Source organism: Paenibacillus sp. WG02 (assembly GCF_055396115.1).
The window spans coordinates 1,621,283-1,646,204 of sequence record NZ_AP036016.1; the positions used below are offsets into that span (position 1 = coordinate 1,621,283).

At 44.7% G+C, this 24,922-nt stretch carries 24 protein-coding genes and 1 pseudogene; 9 read left to right on the forward strand and 16 right to left on the reverse strand.

Translation table 11 applies throughout. The features are described 5' to 3' along the window. Window positions 1-188 precede the first annotated feature (188 nt). Window positions 189-1,040, reverse strand: a complete 852-nt coding sequence (locus ACBP55_RS07675; protein WP_464650762.1) for a transposase — start codon at window positions 1,038-1,040, stop codon at window positions 189-191. Between the two features lie 528 nt (window positions 1,041-1,568). Between ACBP55_RS07675 and yunB the strand changes: the two genes are divergently transcribed. Further along, window positions 1,569-2,366: a sporulation protein YunB gene (yunB, locus tag ACBP55_RS07680; protein WP_464650763.1), complete on the forward strand. Its 798-nt coding sequence runs from the start codon at window positions 1,569-1,571 to the stop codon at window positions 2,364-2,366. Window positions 2,367-2,376: 10 nt separating this feature from the next. On the opposite strand, the gene ACBP55_RS07685 is transcribed toward yunB, so the two are convergent. Then, entirely contained in the window at window positions 2,377-3,426 is a 1,050-nt protein-coding gene (locus ACBP55_RS07685) for a M23 family metallopeptidase (protein WP_464650764.1), read from the reverse strand. A 116-nt stretch (window positions 3,427-3,542) separates the two neighbouring features. On the opposite strand from ACBP55_RS07685, the gene larC2 reads away from it, so the two are divergent. Continuing rightward, window positions 3,543-4,031, forward strand: coding sequence for a nickel pincer cofactor biosynthesis protein LarC2 (larC2, locus tag ACBP55_RS07690; RefSeq protein ID WP_464650765.1), 489 nt, complete (start codon window positions 3,543-3,545; stop codon window positions 4,029-4,031). A 50-nt stretch (window positions 4,032-4,081) separates the two neighbouring features. On the opposite strand, the gene larC is transcribed toward larC2, so the two are convergent. The 3 genes and pseudogenes from larC to larE form a co-directional block, all read right to left on the reverse strand. Next, entirely contained in the window at window positions 4,082-4,939 is an 858-nt protein-coding gene (gene larC / locus ACBP55_RS07695) for a nickel pincer cofactor biosynthesis protein LarC (RefSeq protein ID WP_464650766.1), read from the reverse strand. A gap of 9 nt (window positions 4,940-4,948) precedes the next feature. After that, window positions 4,949-5,723: pseudogene (larB, locus tag ACBP55_RS07700) on the reverse strand (nickel pincer cofactor biosynthesis protein LarB). After that, complete coding sequence (gene larE, locus ACBP55_RS07705) at window positions 5,720-6,568, reverse strand: ATP-dependent sacrificial sulfur transferase LarE (protein ID WP_464650767.1); 849 nt, start codon at window positions 6,566-6,568, stop codon at window positions 5,720-5,722. The pseudogene larB and the gene larE overlap by 4 nt, the downstream one beginning before the upstream one ends. Window positions 6,569-6,723: 155 nt before the next feature. Here larE and lipA point away from each other — a divergent pair, with 155 nt between their 5' ends. Both lipA and ACBP55_RS07715 read left to right on the forward strand, forming a co-directional pair. Beyond that, window positions 6,724-7,599, forward strand: a complete 876-nt coding sequence (gene lipA / locus ACBP55_RS07710; protein WP_057307613.1) for a lipoyl synthase — start codon at window positions 6,724-6,726, stop codon at window positions 7,597-7,599. 40 nt (window positions 7,600-7,639) lie between these two features. Continuing rightward, complete coding sequence (locus tag ACBP55_RS07715; RefSeq protein ID WP_036632718.1) at window positions 7,640-7,957, forward strand: YutD family protein; 318 nt, start codon at window positions 7,640-7,642, stop codon at window positions 7,955-7,957. A gap of 61 nt (window positions 7,958-8,018) precedes the next feature. On the opposite strand, the gene ACBP55_RS07720 is transcribed toward ACBP55_RS07715, so the two are convergent. The 4 genes from ACBP55_RS07720 to ylbJ all read right to left on the reverse strand — a co-directional run bounded on the left by ACBP55_RS07720 (window position 8,019) and on the right by ylbJ (window position 13,562). Then, complete coding sequence (locus tag ACBP55_RS07720; protein ID WP_464650768.1) at window positions 8,019-8,831, reverse strand: NAD kinase; 813 nt, start codon at window positions 8,829-8,831, stop codon at window positions 8,019-8,021. Window positions 8,832-8,918: 87 nt separating this feature from the next. Beyond that, the gene (locus ACBP55_RS07725) at window positions 8,919-9,593 is read right to left on the reverse strand and encodes a flagellar brake protein (protein WP_464650769.1); all 675 of its coding nucleotides are present in this window, start codon (window positions 9,591-9,593) and stop codon (window positions 8,919-8,921) included. A gap of 128 nt (window positions 9,594-9,721) precedes the next feature. Further along, complete coding sequence (gene glgP, locus ACBP55_RS07730) at window positions 9,722-12,322, reverse strand: alpha-glucan family phosphorylase (RefSeq protein WP_464650770.1); 2,601 nt, start codon at window positions 12,320-12,322, stop codon at window positions 9,722-9,724. Between the two features lies 1 nt (window position 12,323). Then, window positions 12,324-13,562 carry a sporulation integral membrane protein YlbJ gene (gene ylbJ, locus ACBP55_RS07735; protein ID WP_464650771.1) on the reverse strand — a complete coding sequence of 413 codons (1,239 nt, stop codon included), beginning with the start codon at window positions 13,560-13,562 and terminating at the stop codon, window positions 12,324-12,326. Window positions 13,563-13,841: 279 nt separating this feature from the next. On the opposite strand from ylbJ, the gene ACBP55_RS07740 reads away from it, so the two are divergent. Both ACBP55_RS07740 and ACBP55_RS07745 read left to right on the forward strand, forming a co-directional pair. Continuing rightward, on the forward strand, window positions 13,842-14,234 hold the full coding sequence (locus ACBP55_RS07740) for a globin domain-containing protein (protein WP_464650772.1): 393 nt from the start codon (window positions 13,842-13,844) through the stop codon (window positions 14,232-14,234). Window positions 14,235-14,276: 42 nt separating this feature from the next. Then, window positions 14,277-14,981 carry a DUF2225 domain-containing protein gene (locus ACBP55_RS07745; RefSeq protein WP_464653260.1) on the forward strand — a complete coding sequence of 235 codons (705 nt, stop codon included), beginning with the start codon at window positions 14,277-14,279 and terminating at the stop codon, window positions 14,979-14,981. Window positions 14,982-15,056: 75 nt separating this feature from the next. Here ACBP55_RS07745 and ACBP55_RS07750 read toward each other — a convergent pair whose 3' ends face one another. Genes ACBP55_RS07750 through ACBP55_RS07760 form a run of 3 tightly spaced genes read right to left on the reverse strand, consistent with a single transcriptional unit; the run spans window position 15,057 to window position 16,597 of the window. Further along, on the reverse strand, window positions 15,057-16,157 hold the full coding sequence (locus ACBP55_RS07750; protein WP_464650773.1) for a diguanylate cyclase: 1,101 nt from the start codon (window positions 16,155-16,157) through the stop codon (window positions 15,057-15,059). A gap of 38 nt (window positions 16,158-16,195) precedes the next feature. Continuing rightward, window positions 16,196-16,429, reverse strand: a complete 234-nt coding sequence (locus ACBP55_RS07755; RefSeq protein ID WP_084160131.1) for a hypothetical protein — start codon at window positions 16,427-16,429, stop codon at window positions 16,196-16,198. 3 nt (window positions 16,430-16,432) lie between these two features. Further along, entirely contained in the window at window positions 16,433-16,597 is a 165-nt protein-coding gene (locus ACBP55_RS07760; RefSeq protein ID WP_082562639.1) for a YycC family protein, read from the reverse strand. Between the two features lie 155 nt (window positions 16,598-16,752). Here ACBP55_RS07760 and ACBP55_RS07765 point away from each other — a divergent pair, with 155 nt between their 5' ends. Beyond that, a complete protein-coding gene (locus ACBP55_RS07765; RefSeq protein ID WP_464650774.1) occupies window positions 16,753-18,561 on the forward strand; it encodes a M3 family oligoendopeptidase in 1,809 nt (602 codons plus the stop codon). A gap of 56 nt (window positions 18,562-18,617) precedes the next feature. Here ACBP55_RS07765 and ACBP55_RS07770 read toward each other — a convergent pair whose 3' ends face one another. Further along, window positions 18,618-19,877 carry a methyl-accepting chemotaxis protein gene (locus tag ACBP55_RS07770; protein ID WP_464650775.1) on the reverse strand — a complete coding sequence of 420 codons (1,260 nt, stop codon included), beginning with the start codon at window positions 19,875-19,877 and terminating at the stop codon, window positions 18,618-18,620. Window positions 19,878-20,160: 283 nt separating this feature from the next. Between ACBP55_RS07770 and ACBP55_RS07775 the strand changes: the two genes are divergently transcribed. Beyond that, a complete protein-coding gene (locus ACBP55_RS07775; protein ID WP_029194840.1) occupies window positions 20,161-20,529 on the forward strand; it encodes a hypothetical protein in 369 nt (122 codons plus the stop codon). Between the two features lie 56 nt (window positions 20,530-20,585). Here ACBP55_RS07775 and ACBP55_RS07780 read toward each other — a convergent pair whose 3' ends face one another. The 3 genes from ACBP55_RS07780 to ACBP55_RS07790 are packed head-to-tail and all read right to left on the reverse strand — an operon-like array spanning window position 20,586 to window position 23,508. Continuing rightward, window positions 20,586-21,398, reverse strand: a complete 813-nt coding sequence (locus ACBP55_RS07780) for an ABC transporter ATP-binding protein (protein ID WP_464650776.1) — start codon at window positions 21,396-21,398, stop codon at window positions 20,586-20,588. Window positions 21,399-21,430: 32 nt separating this feature from the next. Beyond that, entirely contained in the window at window positions 21,431-22,480 is a 1,050-nt protein-coding gene (locus ACBP55_RS07785) for a FecCD family ABC transporter permease (protein WP_173188822.1), read from the reverse strand. After that, window positions 22,477-23,508, reverse strand: a complete 1,032-nt coding sequence (locus ACBP55_RS07790; RefSeq protein ID WP_464650777.1) for a FecCD family ABC transporter permease — start codon at window positions 23,506-23,508, stop codon at window positions 22,477-22,479. Before ACBP55_RS07790 ends, ACBP55_RS07785 begins: the two co-directional genes overlap by 4 nt. A gap of 180 nt (window positions 23,509-23,688) precedes the next feature. Here ACBP55_RS07790 and ACBP55_RS07795 point away from each other — a divergent pair, with 180 nt between their 5' ends. Further along, window positions 23,689-24,687 (forward strand): ABC transporter substrate-binding protein, encoded by a 999-nt coding sequence (locus tag ACBP55_RS07795; protein ID WP_464650778.1) that lies wholly within the window; start codon window positions 23,689-23,691, stop codon window positions 24,685-24,687. Window positions 24,688-24,922: the final 235 nt, after the last annotated feature.

The following is a 24,922-nucleotide window of genomic DNA, read 5'->3' on the forward strand; positions in this document are numbered from 1 at the left end:
AAGAAGTAAGAAGTAAGAATTAAGAAAGTAAGAAGAAAGAAGAAAGAAGTAAGTAAGTAAGTAAGTAAGTAAGTAAGTAAGTAAGTATGTAAGTAAGTAATTTGATCATGTTTTTATCAATTGGAACTAATCTACTTTTAATGCACTACAAGAAATTTGATGGCTAAATAGAACACTACTTTTAGTGCCTATTGATAGCTCGAGGGTTTGATGCAGAGTTTAACTAAATGGGCAAAAATAGGCGTGTTTTTTGAAGAAAGGTTTAGACGATAACTAAATTCGTCTAGGTACTTTTGTAAATGTTTGGGTCCAAGGCCATGGAAGGTGCTATTTATCCATTTACTAGCTTGTTTAGCGAATATGAGCAATGGGCGAAGTCGTGAGGGAGTATAAAAACCTGTAACAATCTCAACATTTTGGGTATCGGATTCAATGTGCTGTTGATGAAAGGCTTTTGTTTCAATACGAGGAATATGTCTTTCTTTTGGATTCGGAAGTAGAACGTGCTTTATTTTGAGGTGGGTAAATTGATTCCATTCATTAACTGATGAGCCTACTAGAAGAAGGTGCTCTTGTCTGTGTTTGTGGACGGAAGGATTATAAGGTCGTCCATAGATAGCCGAATTTATACAAACTGAACCCGAAAGCTGGTTTTGATTATCGGAGCTATGAATCATTGAACGGATTTTATGTAAGATTAGCCAGGCAGTTTTATATGTAACCTTAATAAATTTAGAAAGTTCGGTTGCGGTTGTACCTTTATTGGTATGGGAGAATAGAAAAAGAGCCAGTATCCATTTACGTAGTTCAGTTCGGTTTCCTTCCATGATAGTTCCAGATATTAGTGACGTTTGATGGCGACATTGACAGCATTGGTAAAGCGGAAGGCGACGGGTAGTTGTCACATAAGCATGGCTGTGTTTACAACGTGGGCAGTTAAAACCTTCAGGCCACTTAGTGTGAAAAATGTACGCAATGCAAGCATTATCAGTGGAAAAATGATTTTGAAATTGATCAAGTGACATACTTGCAAAATTCATATGTATCTCTCCGTTTGTTTCAAAATAGGAATATATGTTCTTGTTAATATTATACCAAACGTATGATCTCATTTCAAGATAATTTGGAAATATTTAATTTAAATTATGGTTGATTTCTAATTCTGAGTAATGGGGATAGTGCCCATAGAGATGGAGAAAAGTTGGGTTGGATGGGGAGTGAGGTGACGTAGGAGGGAAGATTCGACTGAGATGGGATACATATACACAGACTTGCATGAAAAGACGTGACAAATTGTGTTGGCTGAAGGATATGGTGACAAAGATAGGGGTTGATGCAGAGTCGATGAGGGGGCAGACGTGTGTAAACACGGCTATTTAGATTATGTGGGATGCATATGGGATGGGGCATAAATGGAAAGGGGACAGAGAAGAGATAGGTTAACAAAGGACATGGATATGGACGTATTCGTGATGATGGGACTTGCCGTAGGGAACATGTCTTCTTTTTCACTCCATGTCCGCATAAGGTAGTACTAATTGATTTAAGTGGCTAGGGGAGGGAATGGGATGCTGCTAAGGAGACGATGGAGAAGCAGACCTACAGGGAAAACAAACCGCAAAAAGGTGCTGTTGATCAGTCTTCTCATTTTTGTCTTATTTACTGTGCAGTTTTTTATTTTCGTAGAACGTAATCTTAGACCTCCACTGATGAATTTGGCAAAGGTACGCATCAAGCAGATAGCGACACAAGCGATTAATAGCGCTATTGCGAATCATGTGGCTGGAAATACGAGTGCAGAGCAATTAATTGATTGGAAGATGGATAAAAATGGTAAAATAACGGGCTTCATGCTTAATTATAATGAACATATGCGTATTACTGCGGATACGATTAAAACTGTGCAAGGTGAACTGAAAGATTTACAAAGTATATCTGAGCATATTCCGGTTGGGCAAGCGATGAATAGTGCGATTCTCTCCTCGTTTGGCCCTGATATTCCAATTCGGCTGCTGCCAGTTGGTACTGTGAAGGTTGATCTGAATACGCGTTCACAAAATGCGGGAATCAATATGGTTATGTTTGAAGTGTATGTTCGCATTATTGCTGAAGTATCGGTGATTATTCCCTTTGATTCCGATACAGAAATTGTGGAAACGGAAATTCCTATTTCATATTCTCTCGTGGTTGGGGATGTCCCAACTTATTATTATGATAATAAGGGAAAACCAGTGGGTAGTAATAAGGATGCAAGTCCACCGAGTTTATCGCTGCCTAGCATACCGAATGCCGGAACTACAACAACACCAAAGGTAGAGGGAGTTACAACGCAAGAAAGCAAGATACAAAAAGAGCCGCCCCAATAATGGAGCGGTTTTATTTTTTCTTTTTCATCCGATCTTCTCGTTCCCATTTGCGAAGGGAGGGGTAAGGATCAAAGCTCCATTCGGTTAGCCCATTATCACGATAAAGTCCAAAATGAAGATGAGGCGGAAATTTACCTGATGTTCCTGGCTTACCATACCCCGAACTGCCTACCCAACCGATAGTTTGTCCAGGCTTTACGATATCGTTTTCTTTGATCCCTTTTTGAAAACCAGAGAGATGGGCGTAGTAATGATAAATATTGTTCACATCTCGAATACCAATCCGCCAGCCTCCGTAGGGATTCCAGCCTTTTATCTCTACAATGCCATAGCAAGTACTTCGTACAGGAACACCATATCCCGCAAATAAATCTGTGCCTTCATGGGAACGATGCCCGCCCCATCCGCGGCTATCTCCCCATGTACTGCGGTAGGAGTAGTCTGCGTTCACTGGCAGTGGAAAAGCATGCTCACCAACATCGAGGGTACCTAGTGTGGCATAGATTGTTGCGAATTGTTTGATACGTTCTACACTGCGTGAGTTTTGATAATAATTCCATAAGTTGATTTGTAAATTTTCTTCTTGGTTGCCATTATTGCTCATTACTGTGGCCATAGCTGCCAGTACGTCTAAATCGTTGTTTCGATCTGCGACGCCGTCACCTGAACCATCTCGTCCGTAGCCATGAAAGAAGGAGATGCTTTTTGGATTCGTATCTTGCTGGTCTGGATTTAATAAGCCCACCCAATCTGCTTCAGGGAAGTAAATGCTGGTAATTCCTTGATGTGCGGGTCTTTTTTTTGCGATATTCATCGTTCTTTCGTACTGATCAACTGCGGCAAGGTATGCCCACGGAATGCCAGACAAGATGCTTGTTTTTTCAAACAGCTCTTTCCGCTCAGAGTTCGAGTTCGGGTTAACTTTGGACGGAGTTGCCTTAAAGAATTGGTCAGATGCAGCGGCATGGGATTCAGCACTGCCTGAAAGAGTCCCGGATTCGGTTGCTGATAGGAGGAGGCTAAGAACAAGAACCCGCGACCAAAAAGGTCTGCTTTTCATCTCAATCATCCTTCCTTAAATGTTAGTTCTTAGGATGTACTCTTCGCCGAATGTTTATCCCTGCATCTTTCGTTGTTATCGGATTTTTGCTATGATGCCTCTAAGAGGTGAGGATCGTGAGTTTTAATCATAGGGATGAGCATGTGGACGATAGTATGCTGTTAATTCAGGCTAATTTGGATGATATGAACCCGGAGTGGGTTTCTTATATCATGGATAAGCTCTTTGAAGCAGGTGCGAATGATGTATTTGTTGTACCGATTATTATGAAAAAAGGCAGACCAGGGATTATGCTGAATGTGCTGGTTGAAGATGAACGACTCTATGTTGTAGAGGAGGTTATTTTTAGCGAGACAACGACACTTGGCATTCGGTATATGCACGCTTCCTGTCACAGATTGGCTAGAGAATTCGAGCAAGTGCTAACACGATGGGGACTTTTATCGGTAAAAGTCGGTTATCACCAGGGGAAATTGGTACAATATGCACCAGAGTTCAAAGAATGCGAGCAAATCGCTAAGGAGTATCAAGTACCTTTAAAGCAGGTATACGAGGAAGTTAGGATGCAGTTTATACAGCAAAAACAAAAAAACGTCTCCTCCTGATTTGAAGGAAGAGGCGTTTTTGGCATTTTATTTACGGCCTCTTTGGAGGCTCATGTATGGTGAGGTGTATGTGAATGTTCATGTTGGTGGTGATGATGATCATCATGTGTATGGCCGTGACCATGACCATGTTCATGTGCCAGATGCTCGTGGCTTACTTGCCATTTTCCTATATAAGGATCAATTTTACCGACTACGACACGAAGCACATTCGGTTGATTAGGTAAATCTCTTGTTCCTGCACCGTAACCGATGGTGTCAACGATCATAGGAGGAAAGCTTTTGGAGAACTCGTCCACGATTCCGGAAATAATACCAGCACCAGTTGGCGTAGTCATCTCAAGGTTGTAGTTAGTTGAAGCAATAGGTAACCCTCGCATCATTTCCAGTGTTGCCGGAGCCGGAACGGGATATATACCATGATCGATATGTATCGTTCCTGATCCAAGCGGTACTGGGGAGGAAAAAATCCGCTCGACTTGCAGGGAGTCAATGGCTAAGGCTACACCTACAATATCGACTATGGAGTCTATGGCTCCGACTTCGTGGAAGTGTACTTTTTCAACGGGAATACCGTGTATTTTAGCTTCAGCGATACCGATCTTTTCAAAGATAGCTAAGCTGAGAGCTGTTACACGCTCGTTGAACTCTGCCTGTTGAATGACTTGTACGATTTCTGAGTAATGACGATGGTGTTTTGGCGGATGCTGCGGGTCTAGAATGACATCTAGCTTCATGGCAGAAATGCCGCGCTTAACAACACGCTTCCATTCCAACATGTATGGCTCTAGCTTGATTTTGGTAAGCTCATCTTCAATGTAAGCTCGATCTGCTCCCGCATCTACTAAAGCTCCAAGGGTCATATCGCCGCTGATTCCGGAGAAGCAGTCTAAATACAAAATGCGCATTGTAGGATCTCACGCTCGTTTCGACATATTTTTGTTAATGAGCCCTGCATAATAGCCAGCTCCGAAGCCGTTGTCGATGTTCACTACGGAGATTCCTGGTGAGCAGCTATTTAGCATCGACAACAAAGGGGCGATGCCTGCAAGGTTCGCACCATACCCGATGCTTGTAGGCACAGCCACGATCGGTTTGGCTACTAGCCCGCCGACGACGCTGGCGAGCGCGCCTTCCATGCCGGCAACGACCACAATCGCGTTTGCACCGCGAATGAGCTCCAGCCGGCGGAAGCCCGTGAATGCCAGCTACACCCACGTCGAATATTCGTTCAACGTGGCTGCCCAGGCATTCTGCTGTTAGAGCCGCCTCCTCCGCCACGGGGAGGTCGGAGGTACCTGCGCACACGACGGCGATATAGCCGTCGTGGACTTTAAGCATAGGCCGCTTGAACCAAGTTAGCGACCTTGCCGTTTCGTGGTAGGTGACGCCTTCCACGGCAGCCGTAACATGGGCGGCTTTGGCCGCGTCGACGCGCGTAGCGAGCACGCGCTCGGTGTGCTCCATCAGACGCCGGAAAATCGCCTCGATCTGCTCCGCGGTCTTGCCTTCCCCGAAAATGACCTCGGGGAAGCCCGTACGCTTCTCACGATCGATGTCAAGCTGAGCAAATCCAAGATCAAGGTTAGCTGGGCCTGCGGCGCTGCCTTCCTTGATGATTTGCTTTTTGGCTTCTTCTACGTCCAGATCGCCCGCCTGGACGAGCTTTAAGATTTTCTCTAGATCCATCATAAGGATGCTTCTTTCACCTTGTCTTTCGTCTCCTTGGACAGGACTTCGTTCATGCTGCCCGTGCGGTAACCTTGTAAATCGAGCGTCACGTAAGTGAAGCCGAGCTTGCTGAACTTTTCATAGATCGCATCACGGTGCTCAACGACTTTATGAATCTCATCCGGCATAACCTCGATGCGGGCAATTTTTTCATGGTGACGAACGCGCACCTGATACAATCCGAACTGGGACAAGAAGTACTCGCCTTCATCCAGTTGGTCGATTTTCCATTTCTCAATTTGCGTCCCGTAAGGGATGCGAGATGACAAGCAAGCAAAAGACGGTTTATTCCAAGTACGCAGTCCAAGCTCTTTGGAAAGCTGTCTGATCTCGTCTTTGGTCATGCCGGACTCCTGTAAAGTACTACGGACGCCTTGCTCGTTCTTGGCTTGTAGACCCGGTCTATAATCACCGAGATCGTCCATGTTCGAACCATCCAGAATATAGGGGTACCCTAACTCTTTGGCTAGTTGCTGCAAATGTGAATAAAGTCCCGTTTTGCAATGGTAACAGCGATCTGGATTGTTCGCGACGAAATTCGCGTTCTCTAGTTCCTTGACCTCTGTTTTGTACAGTGGGACACCGATTTGTTCTGCTAGTTCAACGGCGGCATCGAATTCCCGAGAAGGGAACGTTTCGGATGCTGCAGTGACGGCTAAGACTTGATCTCCGAGCTCCTGCTGCGCACGTTTGAGGACGAATGTACTGTCAACCCCTCCGGAGAAGGCGATTAATACTCGTCCCATACCTCTTAAAATTTCTCCAAGTTTGCGGTCTTTCTCTCTTGTTACTTCTTGTATGCTCATGTTTCTTCCCTCCCATACAGCCTTTACTTGATAGGTTAAGCTGTTTTGGCCATCTTGATAAGTGTATCACAACTGACTGGCAAAGTGGATTGTTTTGTCAGTCATTCATGTTATAATAACAAGAACGAGAAACCAAATAAAAGGCGGGAAATATAATGCCTACAAAGCCATTAGAGAGAAAACCAGACTGGTTAAAAATTAATCTCAAGACAGATGAGAATTTTAAAGAAATAAAGTCAATGATGCGTTCCAAGACGCTGCATACGGTTTGCGAAGAAGCCAAATGTCCGAACATTCATGAGTGCTGGGCGAATCGTACAGCCACTTTTATGATTTTGGGCGATATTTGTACCCGAGCATGCCGTTTCTGTGCAGTCAAAACAGGGCTGCCTACCGAGCTGGATCTTGAAGAACCAGAACGTGTAGCTGATGCCGCATTACAAATGGGACTGCGTCACTGTGTCGTCACTTCCGTAGCGCGCGATGATTTAGCAGATGGCGGTGCGATGATATTCGCTGAAACCATCAAAGCAATTCGCCGCAAATTGCCAATGTGCACAGTCGAAGTGCTGATCCCCGATTTCTTGGGTCGGGAAGAGTCACTGGCTACGGTTCTAGAGGCCAAACCTGATATCTTGAACCATAATATGGAGACTGTTGAACGCATGTCAGACCGCGTCCGGTCGAAGGCGAAATATCGCCGTTCTCTTGAACTGCTGGAGCGTTCGAAGCGTATTGCTCCGAACATCCCTACCAAATCCAGCGTCATGATTGGCGTAGGCGAGGAGTGGGACGAGCTGCTGCAAACGATGGAGGATTTACGAGCAGTTGGCTGCGACATTATGACGATTGGGCAGTACCTGCAGCCGTCGACAACACATTTGGCTGTAGCCAAGTATTATACGCCTGAGCAGTTTGCTATGCTCAAAGAAGAAGGCATGAAACGTGGCTTTAAGCACGTAGAGTCGGGGCCATTGGTACGCAGTTCGTACCACGCCCATGAACAAGTTCAAGCGGCCTCGAACGTTTAGATTAACGAACGGATCATAGAAAGGAGAGCTTCCTACCATCATGATTCATATTGCCAATAAAACATATGAGCTCGTTACAGATCATAAGAATGGCTGGAATTTTGAAGTTTTTAAAGAACGTTTTAGCGAAGTGTTGGAGCGATATGATTATATTGTCGGCGATTGGGGATACAGCCAGTTAAGGCTGAGAGGATTTTTTAAAGAAATCCATCCTAAAGCGACAAAGGAATCATCCATCGCGGCTCTTCAAGATTACTTGAATGAGTACTGCAACTTTGGCTGCGCGTATTTTATTATCGAAAAAGTGAATGGCGCAAAGCAGCAAGTGCCTTCTGAAGTGATTACAACCACTCCTTAATGTAGTGAAACCAAAAGACGCCTCTCATTCTCCAGCGGAGTGAGGGGCGTCTTCTTCTTGTTTATTTCACTTCTAACCCAACAAAAGCTTCCCGAACCCTATTCCAGAAAGGAAATGGGCGGAATCTGGCAAACTTAACTTTCACGTTGGCAGCTACACGGCAGCGGATAGATACAACGTCGTCGCGCTGCAAGTATAAGTGATCAAGTGATAAAAGCATATTCTGCTGCGCTTTGGGATAAATGTCACAGTGATGATGCTTCGGTAAAATCATGGAAGAACCGAGTGTTCGGTAGACCCTATTGTTAATTGAAGCAATCTCTGCAATTTGAATGGCTTCAAGCGAAGGGTGGACCATTGCTCCACCTAAGCTTTTATTGTAAGCTGTGCTGCCGGCAGGCGAGGAGATACAGATTCCGTCCCCGCGGAACATTTCGAACATTTCGTCGTTAACGTGAAGTCGCGCGACTAGTGATACTTCGATTCCTCGTATGGTAAATTCATTGAGCGCCAGATGCGTCTCGGAGCCCTTTTCAGTCGTAATTTCAATCTCAACGACGGGGTACTGCACAACACGCAGCTCCTCGGGGGTGGTGACGCTGAACATCAATGAAGCTAGATAATCCAGCTCATCTGGTTTCCAATCTGCGAAGAAACCTAAGTGTCCAGTATGGATCCCAACGAAAGCGATTGTGTCAAGCTGCTGCACATATTTATGAAAAGCTTGCAGCATCGTGCCATCTCCGCCAATAGAAAGGACAATGTCGGGATTTTCTTCATCCCTCGGCATGCCTTGCTCTGCGGCGAGTTTATGGAACCGCTCTGTCAGCCCCTTGGAGATGTCATCGCCTCGTTCAATGACGTTGTATTTCAATTGGTTTCCTCCTAAGAGTTTTGCTTTAGCAAAACTTTCTTCGTAAGCATTAACTGAGTTTTCGTAAGAAAACTTTCTTCGTAAGCATTAGCTTGTAATCGAGCAATATTTATCAATGTCCTGAAGCATCGATTCAGGTGTATGTCGGAATTCGGCGGCGACCCGATAAGAATCGTTACTGAAATTCGTCACCCTAATAATTTCACCATAAGCCGTTATAGGATGGGGATACCCAGGGAGAATGAAGCTGAATTCCAGAAATAACGGAAAGAAAAGCCGATTCGTCGTAACAAAAGAAAGACCGCTGGCACTAATATCAAGCAGTTGTCCGGAAAAAGCGACTCCCTTGCTTGCGGATATACCGCGAATGCCAACAATACGCAGTGTGATCGGTGTTCGAAGGGAGAGCTTAACTCGGCTGTACCTTCTGTTCTGATGATGATGAATTTCTTCGGGAATGGATAACGAAAGGTAACATATCGTCTTCTTTAATTCAAGTTGAATTAAATCGACATAGGCGTAAAATAAAATTCCACGGTCTTTAAAAGAAAACTCAATGAAAGAAATATGCTCTAATTTGTCGAATGGAAAAATTCCGGACAGCTCTAAACAAACGGTGAATGAAGCGTCACCTATTCTGTCTATGGAGAAGTTTTCTTCATAGCAAAAAGGCTGCCCATCTTTACATTCTCCGACAATGATCAAATGACAATCCGTATTCGGTGCGATATATGCCAATTCCAGTGCCTTATTCCAATCCATAGCATCACCAAGTGGTTAGATTTGCATTCACGAACACATGCACATACCGTTAAGTTCTCTATTCATAATAATTTATAAAAGAAAATAAGAAAAGCCCCAAACGGGGCTTTATCTAGGAATTCACGTATTTACTGCCACGATAATGTACTAGTTACTAAGGAAAGTTCAAAGGAATGTGCGAAGTTTGATGAGATGGGGCGCACCCGAATAGAGAAGTGAGGCCCATGAATGAGATGCGCTGGAATGGTCGCTTTGTAGCTCTGCATTTGTTCAATCAGTTCACCAATAGGTTCCATTGGAATGATTTTTTTCTCCCATTTTTCGCCATTTTCCTCGTAATAAATGACTTCTACTGCCGTATCTTGCGGCCAAATGGGTCCGAAGTGAACTTGTGTCGTAATTTCTTTCGTTGATGGTTTTATTTCGTTTAACGGCACTTCAGTTGATAATTTAGCAGAGCGGTCATCGATGCCTATGATTTTCACGTGATACCAATTCGAACGGATGAACTGTTTGTAATCGGCAACTTTTGTTGCAACATCATAATGATTAGAAACAAACAGTCGGGCTCGCTGAGCAGTCGGCAAATAGGTGAGCTCTGTGTAGTCCTGCACCATGCGATGTGTGTTATAGACAGGGCTAAGCGATTGGATAGAACGTTTCATACGGCTGATCCATTGATGCGGGAGTGCTCCTTGATTGTAGTACAGCGGAATAATCTCTTTCTCTAAAATGTGATAGATGGCTTGCGTATTTTCTTTCTCTTGTGCAGCCCAGTCCGCTGCTCCTGTGGATCCGATAGCCCAACCGTTCGCACCGTTGTAGCCTTCCTCCCACCAACCATCGAGTACGCTAAAATTAAGTACCCCGTTCATGGCTGCCTTTTGACCGCTCGTTCCACTGGCTTCAAGGGGTCTACGGGGGTTATTTAACCAGACGTCTACACCTTGAACGAGGTAACGTGCCATATTCATGTCATAGTTTTCGAGAATAACGATTTTCCCGACGAATTCTTTCATTTGCGAAACGCGATAAATTTCACGGATAAGCTCTTGACCTGGGTAATCGGCAGGGTGAGCCTTACCAGCAAAAATAAATTGTACGGGTCTCTCGGGATCATTGATGATCTTCTTAAGCCGGTACAAATCATTAAAAATAAGATTAGCCCGCTTATAGGTCGCAAACCTTCTGGCAAATCCAATGGTTAATGCCTTGGGGTTCAAATATTGTCTAACTTCTTCGATGCGCTCTTCCGATTCTCCGTTGCGCTTTCGCTGCTCGAGCAAATTCCGCCTGGCGTAGCGAACTAAATCTTCTTTCAGTTGTTGATGTACTTTCCAGATGGATTCGTCTGGAATGACCTCAATTTGCGCCCACTGATGCTTATTGGCTTGTTCTTCCCGCCATGAACCGGGCAGGAAACGATCAAGCAGTTCCTTCCATTGCGGTGCTGTCCATGTATCCATGTGTACACCGTTCGTAATGGAGCTAATGGGAACTTCACTCGCATCGATATGACCGTGAAATTCTTTGAACATTTCTCGGGATACTTGACCGTGCAGCTTACTGACCCCATTGCGCAGTCCAGCTGTATTCATGGCCAAATGGGTCATATTGAATTGACCCGTATGGTGATCGAGCCCTAATGCAACAATATCCTGTTTGTACCGCGATAGCACACTTAGAAGAGGCCCGAGATAGTGTTCCACCATCTCGATGGAGAATGTGTCATGCCCCGCAGGTACAGGCGTATGGGTCGTAAATACAGTGGCTGAGCGAACGGTTTCAACCGCCACATGAAAGGGAAGACCTAGATGCAGAAGCTCCTTCAGCCGCTCCAGCGTGAGGAAAGCCGCATGTCCTTCGTTGATATGGTACACGTTCGGGTAGATGTTAAGCAGCCGCAGCGCCTTAACGCCTCCAATGCCAAGAACTATTTCCTGAGCAATCCGCGTATCCTGATTGCCCCCATACAGCTGAGCGGTCAGTTCTTTGTCCGCTAGATTGTTAGCTTCGTGATCGGCATCCAGCAAATAGATCGAATTACGGCCGACACGCACACGCCAAACCTGTAAGGTGATGACGCGGCCCGGCATATCAATGGATACGGCGAGTTGTTGGCCATTTTGCAGCACAGGTTCGATCGGGAGCTTAGTGAAGTCATAAGGGTACAATTCACTTTGCTGACCACCGGAGGCATCGATTTTCTGCGTGAAATAACCTTTTTTATAAAGAAGTCCAACACCGATCAAAGGGATACCCAAATCACTTGCAGATTTCGCATGGTCGCCGGCTAAGATTCCCAATCCACCTGAATAAATCGGCAAAGATTCATGAAAGCCGAACTCTGCGGAGAAGTACGCAATTTTTACATAACCTTGATCCGGATGTTTCTCTTGAAACCAAGTGGTGCCATTCATATAAGCATCGAATTTGGCAATTACTTGTTGATAATGAGCTACAAAATCTGGGTTGCCACTGAGGGCTTCAATCTGTGAATTGTCTAACAGGTGAAGTAAAAGAACAGGATTATGGCCGCATTGATCCCATTTTACGGGATCCATCTGTGCAAAAAGCTGCAAGGCGTCATGGTTCCAACTGAACCATAAGTTGAATGATAACTCATTCAAACGCTCAATCGCAGGAGGCAAATGTCTCGCTACTTGGGGGAAGGCTGCTTGCATATCTGGATGTTCTCTCCCTTTATGATCATGATCGTGATTACCCATATTATCTTGTTCCACCAACCTTTTCATACACGAGTTTAAGTAAGGAATATGCAGCAAAGAGTCCGACAATGACAGAAAAAGCACCAAGGAAGACCGTTCCGCTAATTGGCAGCATTAACCTTAGATAGCTAAGAACTGGAGAAGCCGAATCATATTGAGGTAAGAAAACGGATTTGGACTCACGAAAAATTTGCATAGGCTCCCAAAAAACGAGAACAATAGCAGCGGAGAGTAAGGCATGGATGAAGCGAGCCGTGACAAATGGCAAATAACGCAGATTGGTATGACTTAATAAGCTAACAATTTGAGCATGAACGGACATGCCGCCCCATGACAAAATGAAAGCGCCGATAGCCACTTTGCTGGAGAGCGCTAGTGAAGCGGGAGCATTCCCGGCTGCCTTCACCCCGAGTGTCACCTCAAACAAACCATTCATAACCGCTTGTGATAACTCATGGGGGAGCCCTGTGTTTTGTAGAATGGAGGAGATGAGCAGATAGATTGCATTCATGACCTTAGCTGCTGTTAAGACTTCCAAAACAACAGAGAAGAATACAACTAATCCGCCTACTACGAAAATCAAACTGAGCGACTGTAGAATGGATTGACTTAAAAGTGTTCCTATAGATCTGCCATCGTTGATTCGAGCGCTGTGCATGGCATTAAAAGCACGCTTCCAGACCCAGCCCTTGCTTATCGTCTCCTTCTCTGTAGGTAGGCTCTTCCTGCCGTGAAATCGCATCATTAAACCTATAAGCACCGAGCCTCCATAATGAGCAATAGCCAAGATCATAGCCAAAGAAGCATCGTGGAAGAAGCCTATTGAAACAGCTCCAATTAGGAAAATCGGGTCGGAGCTTGTTGTGAACGCAACCAGTCGTTCACCTTCCTCCCGGTTGACAAGCTTTTGCACCCAGAGCTGGGAGGTCAGCTTAGCTCCGACCGGATAACCGGCAGCGAAGCCCATAGCCATGACGAAGCCACCGATACCAGGGATACGGAAGACGGGACGCATCATCGGATCGAGCAGCGTACCGAAGAAATGAACGATACCAAAGCCAAGCATAATTTCGGATATGACGAAGAAAGGGAACAGTGCGGGAAAGAGCACATCCCACCAAATGGAAACGCCGCGCAAGGCTGCTTGAAGACCGTCATGAGGGAATGCGAATAAGCATAGAATAATGGCAACAACAACAAATGCCATGAGTAACGCAGCCGTGAAATTTCGTTTCTGCATGAGATTGGATACCTCCTCCTACTCAACTATATGAACAGGATGGGACATACATGCCGTCCCAAAATACTTAGACTTTGGTACTGTTCACAGCTCGGTTTTATGGTAAAATAGAACTAGTAAAGTCTTTTATCCTAGGCAGCGGGAGTGATTCAAATGACAGGTGTCATTGCTGGTTTGGTTGTATGTATGTTCGTATTTGTCATTCGAGAAACGCTCATGCATGCAGGGGATGAGGATTTAGAAAACTATTAAAGCAAGACGAATAGCGAGGTTTACCTAATGTCAGAAAGTGATCGCAGCACGTTGTATGAATTGATGGGGGGAGCGGAGACGGTACGCCGACTCGTGGAAGCCTTTTATCCAAAAGTTCAGCAAAATCCACTTCTATCGCCTCTGTTCCCTTCCGATATAGAACCCGTTATAGAAAAACAGTTCATGTTTTTAAGTCAGTTTTTTGGAGGTCCAACCTTATATTCAGATAGGCATGGACATCCGATGATGAGAGCTAGACACATGGCATTCCCTATTACCGTTGAACGTGCAGATGCATGGTTAGGCTGTATGGCGGAAGCCATGGTGGAAGTAGGACTACCGGCTGATTTGCGGGATTTTTTACTTGAGCGGCTGAAAGGCTCTGCCTATCATTTCATTAACACATCAGAAGAAGAATAGTTCTTCTTTCCTACATACAACATTAGTGAAGGCGGGGTTTCAATATTGGTCGAACCTTTATATGAAATAGCAGTGAAGTGCACATATTGCGAGAATTCCTACAAAACGATGAAGGTTCGACCAAGCTTCAAAAAAGCTAGTAAAACAGATACGGATTTCTGCGTTCATTATAAAGATATCAATCCCGACTTCTATGTCGTGAGGGTCTGTCCTTTTTGCGGATATGCACATACGGAAAACTTTTCGGATAAATGGAAACCCGCGCAGAGGGAAGTGTTCTACGAGCGAGTGGCTCAAAACTGGTCCATGCGCAATTATTGCGGAGAAAGAACTTGGGAAGATACGCTTCTGAGTTACAAATTGGCCCTTCTCAGTGCACAGATTAGAGATGAGAAATCGCGAGTTGTAGCAGGTCTTCTACACCATTTGGCATGGTTGTATCGGTCCATAGGAGATTGGGAGCAGGAGGAGCGTTTCCTAACGTTTGCTTTGGAAGCTTATGTCAGTGTGTATGAAACAGAAGGTTTGGATCTCAATAATGCACGACTCATGTACTTGATTGGAGAGCTGAATCGCAGATTAAGCCGCTTTAATGAGGCCGTCAAATGGTTTTCACGCATCATTAATGATCGTAAGATTATGGATGCCGGTATGATTAGAGCAAGTCGTGAACAATGGATAGCAACCCGTGAAGATATGCTTGCCATACGTATGGAGCTACCAGACGAAATGAAACAAGCTACATAATGAGTATTGTCGTATAAATCAATGAACGCTTATCTATTCTGGGAGTTGAGTTCAATCCCATGAATGGTTAAGCGTTCATTTTTTTTGATTTGTTAATTGCACATGTTTGTAAAGGGTAGAACGGTTTTTACCGTGATGTTTGGATTCATAAAGCGCATGATCCGCTTCAGAGATGATTCGTCTCAATTCCATCTGATGTTCTTCCGCGGTTGAAATTCCTATTGAGATTGTAATTGGAGCAAAATCCGTAAGATTCTTTTGGTGGAACGTATCAGCGACAATGGAGCATAGCCGTTCTGCATATTTGCTTAGCCGCAGTGGATCAATTTCTGAGCTGAGAAGAATAAATTCTTCACCCCCGTATCTGGCCAAGTAATCCTGTTCATGGATATGGTTTCGTAAAACACTGCTGATCTCGCGAAGCAGCTGATCACCTTCCAAATGTCCAAATTGATCGTTGTATTGCTTGAAATTATCTAAATCAATCATCATGATGGATACTCTGCGCTTGTGAAGCGCATTGCTGGCGATCGGCATAAAGCTGCGCAGATTCGGCAGTTTGGTTAAGCTGTCTTGATTGGCTTGAAGCTCTAATTGGCGCTGCAGCCGCCAACCTTTATTCTCATCATTGACCATAACGATGATGATGATGAAAGCAGCTGACATGATAGCCAGCATAAACAACTGATCTAAGGCGTATAGCCAGGATAAGTTACTCTCTAGAAGCTGATGTATCAGAAGGCGAAGGAGGAAGACGAATGAACATATTTGGAGCCCATGTCGAATAGGTATGTCCAAGAAACCACTGCGGTATTCTTTGTTGTGAAAGATGGAGCTTATCAGTGCCGGGGCAATAAGTTCTTGTGCGATGATGAACCAGGTTTGGCTTTCTTGCGTGAAGAGGGTAAGGCCCGAGGGTAATACTGTCGATAGCAGGGCAACAGGCAGTCCATAACGCAAACCGGCCATAAAGATGGGGACAGAACGTAAATCAACCAGACCAAAAAGCTCTGGCAGGGGTACCAGCATCATAAGGATGCTGGCTAGTCCAGTGAGCAATGGGGCAAGCAAGTGCTCATAAGAATCAATAAGCATCTTGCTGCGAACTTTCATTGCCATGTAATTTAACGTAACTAACGTACATGCGCTTGTCAAAGGAACGAGGTACTCATTCATAGGGATTCTTTATACTCCTTGCGCTTGGAAGCTGCGATTCATTTGCGTATTACGGTGTCCGCCAATAAATAATCGCGATCTGTGTCAACGAGCGTTAGCTTATTATGGCAGCAAGGAAACACTAACAGCTTTTTTTTTCCTTCGTGAATAGATGTCAGTTCGTGGATTTTGAGCGGCAGCAGCACATTGGGGCTATGGCAAAAGGGACACTCAGCCACATAAATGTCCTTCATAATAATGTCATAAGGCCAAGTATTAGCGAAAGGGATCAAAGCTTACTTCGATTCTGGATCGCTATTTTCCGTAGAGGAAGCTTTAGCGAGCTCCGCTAGTTTTTGCAGTAAAATATGTTGTGGCATATGCATGAGATGTTCTAAAGGCACCTTAAGCTGTTCAGCCAGCTTAACGGCCGTTTCTGGAGAAATTTGTAACGGTTTCATAGTTGAAATCACCCATCCTGTTCCGAATATATAGTGTGGGAACTACCTATAATTGAATCATACTTTTTACCTATAAGCAATGAGCAAGATGAGTATGATTGGCGATCAGGTAGCGTTTATGATTTAATAAAAGATGGAAAGGAAAGGTGATAGCTTTGCTTAATTTACCTCTTAATCAAACATGGAATTTAGAAACCTTTTTTCCTGGGGGAAGCGAGTCTCCTGCATTCGCAGCTCATCTGAAGGAGCTTCAAGCATCGATTGCTGCTTTTCAAGAACAAGTACGAAATACCCCTTCACCAGAGCAGTCAGAAGACACAGCTTCGCTAGTAACACTGATCGAATTGCTTCAGCATAATTTGAAGCATATCCATGAGGCGGATTCTTTTGTAAGCTGCTTGCTGGCGGATAATCAAAAGGATAAGAAGGCGCCTGTACTTAGCGGACAGGTCAAAAGCTTGTATGCAGAGCATCTGTCGTCGCTCACCCATTTTGATCAAGTACTGACGGGGATCCCAGATGATGTATGGTCAGCTCTCCTGCAGAAAGAGCCGTTCAAAGCCATAGCTTTTTCGCTCCACGAGCGACGTGCCTTGGCCCAGGAGAAGCTGCCGCCTGAGCAGGAAGCTCTGATTAATGATTTGGCCGTAGATGGCTATCATGGGTGGGGAGATCTGTATAATACGACCGTTGGTCAATTCCGCATGCCTGTGGAGGTTGACGGTGAAATGGTAGAGCTATCCGCCGGTCAAGCATTCAATAAACTCCATACGGAGAATCGTGAAGAACGACTGGATCTGTTTGAAAAATGGGAACAAGCATGGACAGATAAAGAGGAATATTGTGCCGAAGCATTAAACCATTTGGCAGGTTTCCGTCTTCAGGTTTATAAATACAGAGGTTGGAAGAACATACATAAAGAACCGCTTGCAATCAATCGCATGGAAGAGAAAACGCTGAATGTCATGTGGGAAGTGATCGACCGCAACAAAGATATTTTCGTTGACTATTTAAACCGTAAAGCGAAGCTGCTAGGTGTAGATAAGTTGTCTTGGGTTGATGTGGATGCGCCACTGGGCGATTCCTCGAAGAAAATTTCTTATGACGAAGGCGCTACGCTGATTGTCGATCAATTCAAACGGTTCAGTCCCAAGCTGGCAGCCTTTTCGGAAGAAGCCTTTGAGAAGCGCTGGATTGAAGCTGAGGATCGAGCAGGGAAGCGTCCTGGGGGCTTCTGTACTTCTTTCCCGATTGCGGGGGAGACGCGTATCTTCATGACCTATGGCGGTACGCTCAACAATGTTTCTACATTAGCGCATGAGCTAGGTCACGGCTACCATCAGCATGTCATGACGGATATGCCTGCGTTAGCGCAGGAGTACGCAATGAACGTCGCTGAGACGGCCTCAACCTTCGCTGAAATGATAGTAGCGGACGCAGTTGTGAAGAGTGCTTCTACAGATGAAGAACGTATCATTTTACTCGAAGATAAAATCCAACGCGCGATTGCTTTCTTCATGAACATCCATGCGAGATTCATCTTCGAGACGAACTTTTACGAAGCGCGAAGTCAAGGTTTAGTTAGCGTTGAGCGCTTGAACGAGCTCATGGTGGATGCGCAGAAACTTGCTTACAAAGATGCTTTAAGCAGCTATCACCCGCATTTCTGGGCGGCTAAGCTGCATTTCTATGCGACGGATGTACCTTTCTATAATTTCCCTTACACGTTCGGTTACCTGTTTAGTGCAGGTATTTACGCGAGAGCTGTGCAGGAAGGTGCAGCCTTCGAAGATAAGTATATCTCTTTGCTTAGAGACACAGGCAGCATGAACGTGGAGGAGCTTGCTCAGAAGCATCTTGGCGTTGATCTGACAGAGCCTGATTTCTGGCAAAGCGCAGTTGATATGGCAGCTCAAGATGTGAAGCAGTTCATGGAACTGACAGAAGCTAAAGTCCGAGTGTGAACGAAAAAGGCTTTCCCATGATTGAAGTGGGAAAGCCTTTTTTGTGCAAGTAAAGCTTATAATTTGAAGATTTGAATCGTCTGTTGTAATTGTGTAACTACACGCGTCATCTCTTCTGCTTGAGTGACGATTCCTTGTACCGTAGCGATCTGTTCATTCATAGAAGCAGAAACTTCTTGCGTACCAGCCGCTGATTCCTCCGTGATCGCCGATATGTTCTCCATCGCTGCAGCGATTTGTTCGGAGCTTGTCAGCATTTGCTCGCTTTCTTCTGCGAAGCGGGTAATTTCTTCCGAAATAAAGCCTACGCTTCCGACAATCTCAGCGAAAACAATTTCGGTTTGCTCGATTAACACGGTTTGTTTCTTCACGACGTCTTCGTTCACTTGAATGCTGCGAATAGCTTCTTGTATGCCTTGCTCGATGCTCTTCACGAAACCGAATACTTCACGTGTAAGAGACGTTGACTCTTCAGCAAGTTTGCGCACTTCCTGCGCAACGACTGCAAAGCCCCGGCCATGTTCGCCTGCTCTAGCAGCTTCGATGGAAGCGTTGAGGGACAAGAGGTTCGTTTGCTCAGCAATCTCGGAAATGGAACGAGTCACACTGCTGATGCCTTCAGCTTGACGAGCCAGCATGTCAATTGTATCAGACACCTGCTGGGTAACTTCTACATTTCGTTTCATACCGATGCCTTGGCTTTCAACGGACGTGCGTCCTTTTTCTACAAGAGTCATCATTTGATCAGAGCGGTCTTTCATTTCTTTGGCAGATCCGGCATAGTTGACGATTCTCACTTCAATATCTTTGGAAGTGATTGAAACACCGGAAACTTCTTCTGAAATTTGCCCGGCACCTGAGGCGAGCTCGTGGGCCGAAATGCTCACTTGTTCTAGGACTGTACGGAAGCTTTCATTTTTAACATATATATCGCGGCTTGTTTGAAAAACCTGCTTCGAGATGTTACCTGTGTCGCGAAGAATATCGCGGAGTTTATCTATCATTTTGTTAAAAGATTGGCCAAGCTGACCAAGTGTGTCATCTGAGGTTACGGTTACTTTTTGAGAGAAGTCCCCTTTGGATATGTTGAGCGCTATTCGGGATAAATCAGCAATAGGTTCTGTTAGCTGATTCTCGAACCATCGAATGAACGGGTAGCTGCCTCCAAGAATAATGAGTAGGAATATGATGCCAAGTAAGCGATTCCAATCCGAGGCGAAAGTAACAATCAACATGAAAATTGAGTTCAAACCAATCAATGCATAACAACCAAGTTGTAGTTTCTTTCTGAACGATAAGGATGATACTTTATCCAATCCGACCGACTCCTCTGCGAAATTTGTTTATTTGTGTTGGAATCCATGATGTATGTTTGCAAATTATAACATTGAATCTGGAAATATTCTACATCATTTCGACAAATATCGTTCGTTTCTTACAAGAGAAATGGGGGTTATATTAACATTGCATTAAAAATAGTAAGAATTGTGTGAATAATGTAAATAAACTGTTGAATTATGTAAAGGGTGTGAGTATAATAGGTCTACAGTCGCATAAATTACATAATAAGTAAAAAAATAAAACTTAAGGAGGAAAGTAATGAATTTGGATCAAATACCACTCGCTAGACAAATCGACATGGTGTTTAGAAAGATCAAAGAAGAATTATCCCACGTGAATTCCGGTACTGTGTTTGTTCACATTCGCAACAATGAAATTGGTAAATTCGGTATTAAGCACCTTCCGTTTGAAAGCAAAGACGGCGTATTGCCTGCAACCACGACCAAAGGTTTGACGGAGCTACAGTATCAATCCTTCCGGCAGATGGCCATTGAATCGCTGAAAAGGAAGAAAAGCTGGACGCATGGTGAAATTTTGTTCGATTTCACCATTAGGCAAAACATGGTGTCTGCAAGTATTATGTTCGAAAGCAATTATAATATGGCTAATTTTGCAAGAACGATTTAGCACTTATCCCTTTATATCACAAACAACCCCGGTCACATTGATGACCGGGGTTGTTATTATTTATGGGGAAGAATCCGACCCTTTCCATAAGGGATACACATGGGTGTACGGAAGATAGGATCAGGCGCTACGCTGCATTTCATATCGAATACATCGAGAAGCAGCTGTTCGTTCACGATGTCTTCCGGCGTTCCTTCCGCATAAACCGAACTGTCCTTAATGGCGACGATGTGATGGGCATAACGGCAGGCAAGATTAATGTCATGCAGGACCATCACGATCGTGCGTTGTTCATTCTCATTCAGCTCGAACAATAAGTCCAGTACCTCAATCTGATGGGTTAAGTCCAGATAAGTAGTGGGCTCATCTAGGAGCAGAGTAGGGGTGTCCTGCGCTAATGTCATGGCGATCCATGCTCTTTGGCGCTGCCCGCCAGATAAGGAATCCACACTTCGATCCGCGTATGTGAGCATATTCGTAACCTGAAGCGCCTGCATGACTTTGCTCTCATCTTCCGATGACCACTGCTGCAGCCAACTTTGATAAGGGTAGCGTCCTTGCTTTACGAGCTGACGTACAGTAAGCCCTTCGGGCGCGGAAGGTCCTTGTGGAAGGATGGCCATTCGCCGGGCAACCTCTTTGGTTGAGAGTTTGGCGATTTCCGTGCTATCGAGAAGAATGGCGCCCGATTTCGGCTTCAGCAGTCTAGCAAGAGAACGTAGAAGTGTAGATTTCCCACAGCCATTGCTGCCGATAAACACGGTGATTTTGCCTTTTGGTATTTGTAAATTCAAGTTGTGGAAGATGGTTGTCTCTCCGTATGTTAACTGAAGCGATTGTGCTTCCAGTGCATTTTCTAGAGTGGGCATTGATCTGTCTCCTTTAAGTAAAACCGCAGTTGTTAACCGCGATTTCTACTGCGATATAGCACATAGATGAAGATAGGGGCGCCGATAGCTGCTGTGAATACACCTGCTGGAATATCGAGCGGTTTGAATAAGAAGCGCCCTGCTAAATCAGCTAATAACAAAAGCAGGGAGCCTGTCAAAGCGGACACAGGGATTAGCGCGCCGAAGCTAGGACCTACGAGCTTACGGGAAATATGCGGCGCCATAAGACCAATGAAATTGATCGCACCTCCGAATGCAACTGCAGCTCCGGATAAGGCTACGCTAAGGATGATCAATAAGAAGCGTTGACGTTGGACGTTGCTCCCAACACTACGTGCGATATCCTCACCCAAGGATTGTATCGTAATGTGCCGCGCATACAAGAAAATGATGGGAATTAACAGCGAAACCCATGGTAAGAGCGGGTAAACCGCCTTTTTCCAGGAAACTCCGTAAATACTGCCTGTCATAAAGGTGAGAGATTGATTAGCCAGAATAATCGGTCCGGATAGCAGCATGAGATAAGACAATGCGCTCATCGCAGCGGTTAGTCCCGTTCCAATCAGGACAAGCCGCAGAGGCGTGATCCCATTTTTCCAAGAGAGTGAATAGACCAGTAATGTAGCGGCGAAAGCGCCAATAATAGCGGCAACTGGCAGCCAGTGAATACTGATTTTATCTGAGAAAAAAAAGAAAAAAGAAACAGCTCCAAGCGTAGCTCCACCCGTTGTGCCAATCGTATCCGGCGAAGTTAGCGGATTTCGTACAATGCCCTGCAGGATGGCTCCGGCTACTCCTAGAGATGCACCTATTAAGACAGCAACAATGACTCTTGGCAGACGCAAAGTCCTGACGATCATCGTGTTTGGATCAGTTCCGTAACCAAAAACAGCGCGAACGACTTCAGCGGGTCGGATATAGATGCTTCCTATTCCTGTACTCAGAATCATCACGATGATGACCGCAAGGAGCAGAAAAAGAGAAACAATCAGAGATTTCTTACTGATCAGATAAGAGAAGCGTTTTTGTCGAATGGCGACATAACGATGGGAATGACTCATTTCAGAAGTCCCCCTTTGCGAGCGATATAGATGAAGAAGGGAACTCCGAGAATAGCTGTTGCTACCCCGACATGAACTTCCTTAGGCATAACAATGAAACGAGCGATAATGTCAGCCCCAACTAAAAGAATGCCACCTAGAACCGTACAATATGGAATAACCCAGCGATAATCGATTCCAACAAGAAAGCGAACGATATGCGGAATGATGATGCCTACGAAAACAATCGGTCCCGCAACAGCAACAGAACCTCCGGCAAGAATGACAATCACAACTGCAGCAATGAATTTCACGTATACGGTTCGTTGTCCAAGCCCTTTGGCTACATCATCCCCCATAGATAATATGTTGATGTGCGGCGATAAGAATAAGGCGCCAATCCAGGCAATTAGGATATAAGGGTAAACGGATTGGAGCATGGCCATAGTCCGTCCTTCAACAGATCCAACAAGCCAGTATAAGACTTGGTCAAACGCTTTACCGTTTCCAAGCAAAATGCCTTGGGTTAACGAAGCGAAAAATGCCGTCAATGCTGAGCCTGCTAGCGTAATTTTCATAGGCGTTAAGCCGTCCCGGCCCAAGGAACCGAGTCCATAAACAAGTGCTGAGCTGAATGCAGCGCCAAGAAATGCAATCCAAGTAAACTGTGTAAGGCTGGAAACATTAAAAAATCCAACAGATAACACGATAGCAAACGCAGCGCCTGAATTAATGCCGAACATACTCGGGGAAGCCAGCGGATTCCTTGTAATAGCTTGCATAAGTGCGCCTGCAACAGCCAAGCTTCCTCCGACTAGTGCAGCTATTAGAGCTCTTGGGATGCGGACCGTTTGAATGATGATAGCTTCGTTTGTTGATTGGGCGGTCTGAGAAAAAGAGCTCATAATTTGGTCCCATGAGTATGTATGTAGTCCGAACATGACGCTGCTGAGCATCATTGCAGCCAGCAAGCAGCAAGCTGCGAGTAATCCAATACTTTTATAGAAATGGTGGAGACGTTCTTTGCTTGAATAGATCGAATTGTTCATGAATGAGTGCCTGCTTCCTTAAATCCTGCTTCATTTATTTTAATGAGTCTGACTAACGAAGTCAACGAATATGATAATCATTATCAATGCAGATTGACAGGCAGGTACTAATTTTAGTAGTATGTGATAGATAATGATAATCGTTATCATCAATTGACTGCGTGGAGGGAACTCATTTATATGTTTGGAAAGAGAAATTGTCAACAAGGAAGAGCTTGGGCTCTTATTGCACTTATGTTTGTTTTGTCCGTTGTTTTGACGGCATGTGGAGAAAAGCAAGGTTCACAGCCTTCAGCATCGGCAGCACCTGAGGCATCAGCGAAAGCGGATAGTCCTCGAACCATTAAACATGCCATGGGAGAAACGGTCGTACCGGCGAATCCAAAGCGTGTTGTTATTTTGACCAATGAAGGAACGGAAGCACTTCTTGCGTTAGGCATAAAACCAGTAGGCGCCGTTGAATCTTATTATGGAAGCCCATGGTTTGATCATATTAAAGCTGATATGCAGGGTGTGACGACAGTTGGCGGTGAAGCACAACCGAATTTGGAGTTGATCGCATCGCTCAAACCGGATTTAATCATTGGTAATAAGATGCGTCATGAAAAAGTCTACGATCAATTAAAAGCGATTGCCCCAACAGTCTATTCGGAGACGCTGCGCGGTGAGTGGAAAAGTAACTTCAGTTTATATGCCGATACGTTAAATAAGAAAGCCGAAGGCGATAAAATCATCGCAGCTTTCGACAAACGCATTGAGGATTTCAAAAGCAAAGCAGGCGATAAGCTGAAAGAGAAAGTGGCTGTTGTCCGTTTTATGGGTGGTAAAACCAGATACTATTACGGCAATATGTTCACGGGTGTTATTTTTAAACAAATCGGTATCGTTCGTTCGGATGCTAAGAGTGATGAGAAATCATTCGAAGACATTACCAAGGAGCGTTTAACGGAGCTTGATGCTGCTGATAAAGTGTTTTATTTTACATACGAGACCGGTGATGGCAAAGGGACCAAGCAAGAGCAGGAATGGATGAATGACCCGCTCTGGAAAAATCTTAAAGTGGTTAAAGAAAATAAGTTAATCAAAGTGAATGATGCGACTTGGAATACGGCCGGCGGTGTCAAAGCGGCTAACCTTATGCTGGATGATTTGTATAACCTATATCAAGTGAAGCCTTAAAATGAAGGGGTTGTCCCAAAAGTAGATAATATCTACTTGAGGACAGCCCTTTTGGCTTATTGACCTTCTGGGACATTGAATCGGTATTCAGAACGAATTTCATACTTCCATTGGATTTTTCCAATGGAATCTGCTCTCAGGCTATGAAATTCGTACTTCTATTGGAATTAATCCAATGGAATTGACTTTTAAGCCGTCAAATCTCTAGTTCCACTGGATTAATCCAATGGAACTA

What these genes read in the sequence shown, in the direction of transcription:
- ACBP55_RS07675 (WP_464650762.1), bottom strand. Translation starts at nt 1,040, where the DNA reads ATGAATTTTGCAAGTATGTCACTTGATCAATTTCAAAATCATTTTTCC.
- yunB (WP_464650763.1), top strand. Translation starts at nt 1,569, where the DNA reads ATGCTGCTAAGGAGACGATGGAGAAGCAGACCTACAGGGAAAACAAAC.
- ACBP55_RS07685 (WP_464650764.1), bottom strand. Translation starts at nt 3,426, where the DNA reads ATGAAAAGCAGACCTTTTTGGTCGCGGGTTCTTGTTCTTAGCCTCCTC.
- larC (WP_464650766.1), bottom strand. Translation starts at nt 4,939, where the DNA reads ATGCGCATTTTGTATTTAGACTGCTTCTCCGGAATCAGCGGCGATATG.
- larE (WP_464650767.1), bottom strand. Translation starts at nt 6,568, where the DNA reads ATGAGCATACAAGAAGTAACAAGAGAGAAAGACCGCAAACTTGGAGAA.
- lipA (WP_057307613.1), top strand. Translation starts at nt 6,724, where the DNA reads ATGCCTACAAAGCCATTAGAGAGAAAACCAGACTGGTTAAAAATTAAT.
- ACBP55_RS07715 (WP_036632718.1), top strand. Translation starts at nt 7,640, where the DNA reads ATGATTCATATTGCCAATAAAACATATGAGCTCGTTACAGATCATAAG.
- ACBP55_RS07725 (WP_464650769.1), bottom strand. Translation starts at nt 9,593, where the DNA reads ATGGATTGGAATAAGGCACTGGAATTGGCATATATCGCACCGAATACG.
- glgP (WP_464650770.1), bottom strand. Translation starts at nt 12,322, where the DNA reads ATGGGTAATCACGATCATGATCATAAAGGGAGAGAACATCCAGATATG.
- ylbJ (WP_464650771.1), bottom strand. Translation starts at nt 13,562, where the DNA reads ATGCAGAAACGAAATTTCACGGCTGCGTTACTCATGGCATTTGTTGTT.
- ACBP55_RS07740 (WP_464650772.1), top strand. Translation starts at nt 13,842, where the DNA reads ATGTCAGAAAGTGATCGCAGCACGTTGTATGAATTGATGGGGGGAGCG.
- ACBP55_RS07750 (WP_464650773.1), bottom strand. Translation starts at nt 16,157, where the DNA reads ATGAATGAGTACCTCGTTCCTTTGACAAGCGCATGTACGTTAGTTACG.
- ACBP55_RS07760 (WP_082562639.1), bottom strand. Translation starts at nt 16,597, where the DNA reads ATGAAACCGTTACAAATTTCTCCAGAAACGGCCGTTAAGCTGGCTGAA.
- ACBP55_RS07775 (WP_029194840.1), top strand. Translation starts at nt 20,161, where the DNA reads ATGAATTTGGATCAAATACCACTCGCTAGACAAATCGACATGGTGTTT.
- ACBP55_RS07780 (WP_464650776.1), bottom strand. Translation starts at nt 21,398, where the DNA reads ATGCCCACTCTAGAAAATGCACTGGAAGCACAATCGCTTCAGTTAACA.
- ACBP55_RS07785 (WP_173188822.1), bottom strand. Translation starts at nt 22,480, where the DNA reads ATGAGTCATTCCCATCGTTATGTCGCCATTCGACAAAAACGCTTCTCT.
- ACBP55_RS07790 (WP_464650777.1), bottom strand. Translation starts at nt 23,508, where the DNA reads ATGAACAATTCGATCTATTCAAGCAAAGAACGTCTCCACCATTTCTAT.
- ACBP55_RS07795 (WP_464650778.1), top strand. Translation starts at nt 23,689, where the DNA reads ATGTTTGGAAAGAGAAATTGTCAACAAGGAAGAGCTTGGGCTCTTATT.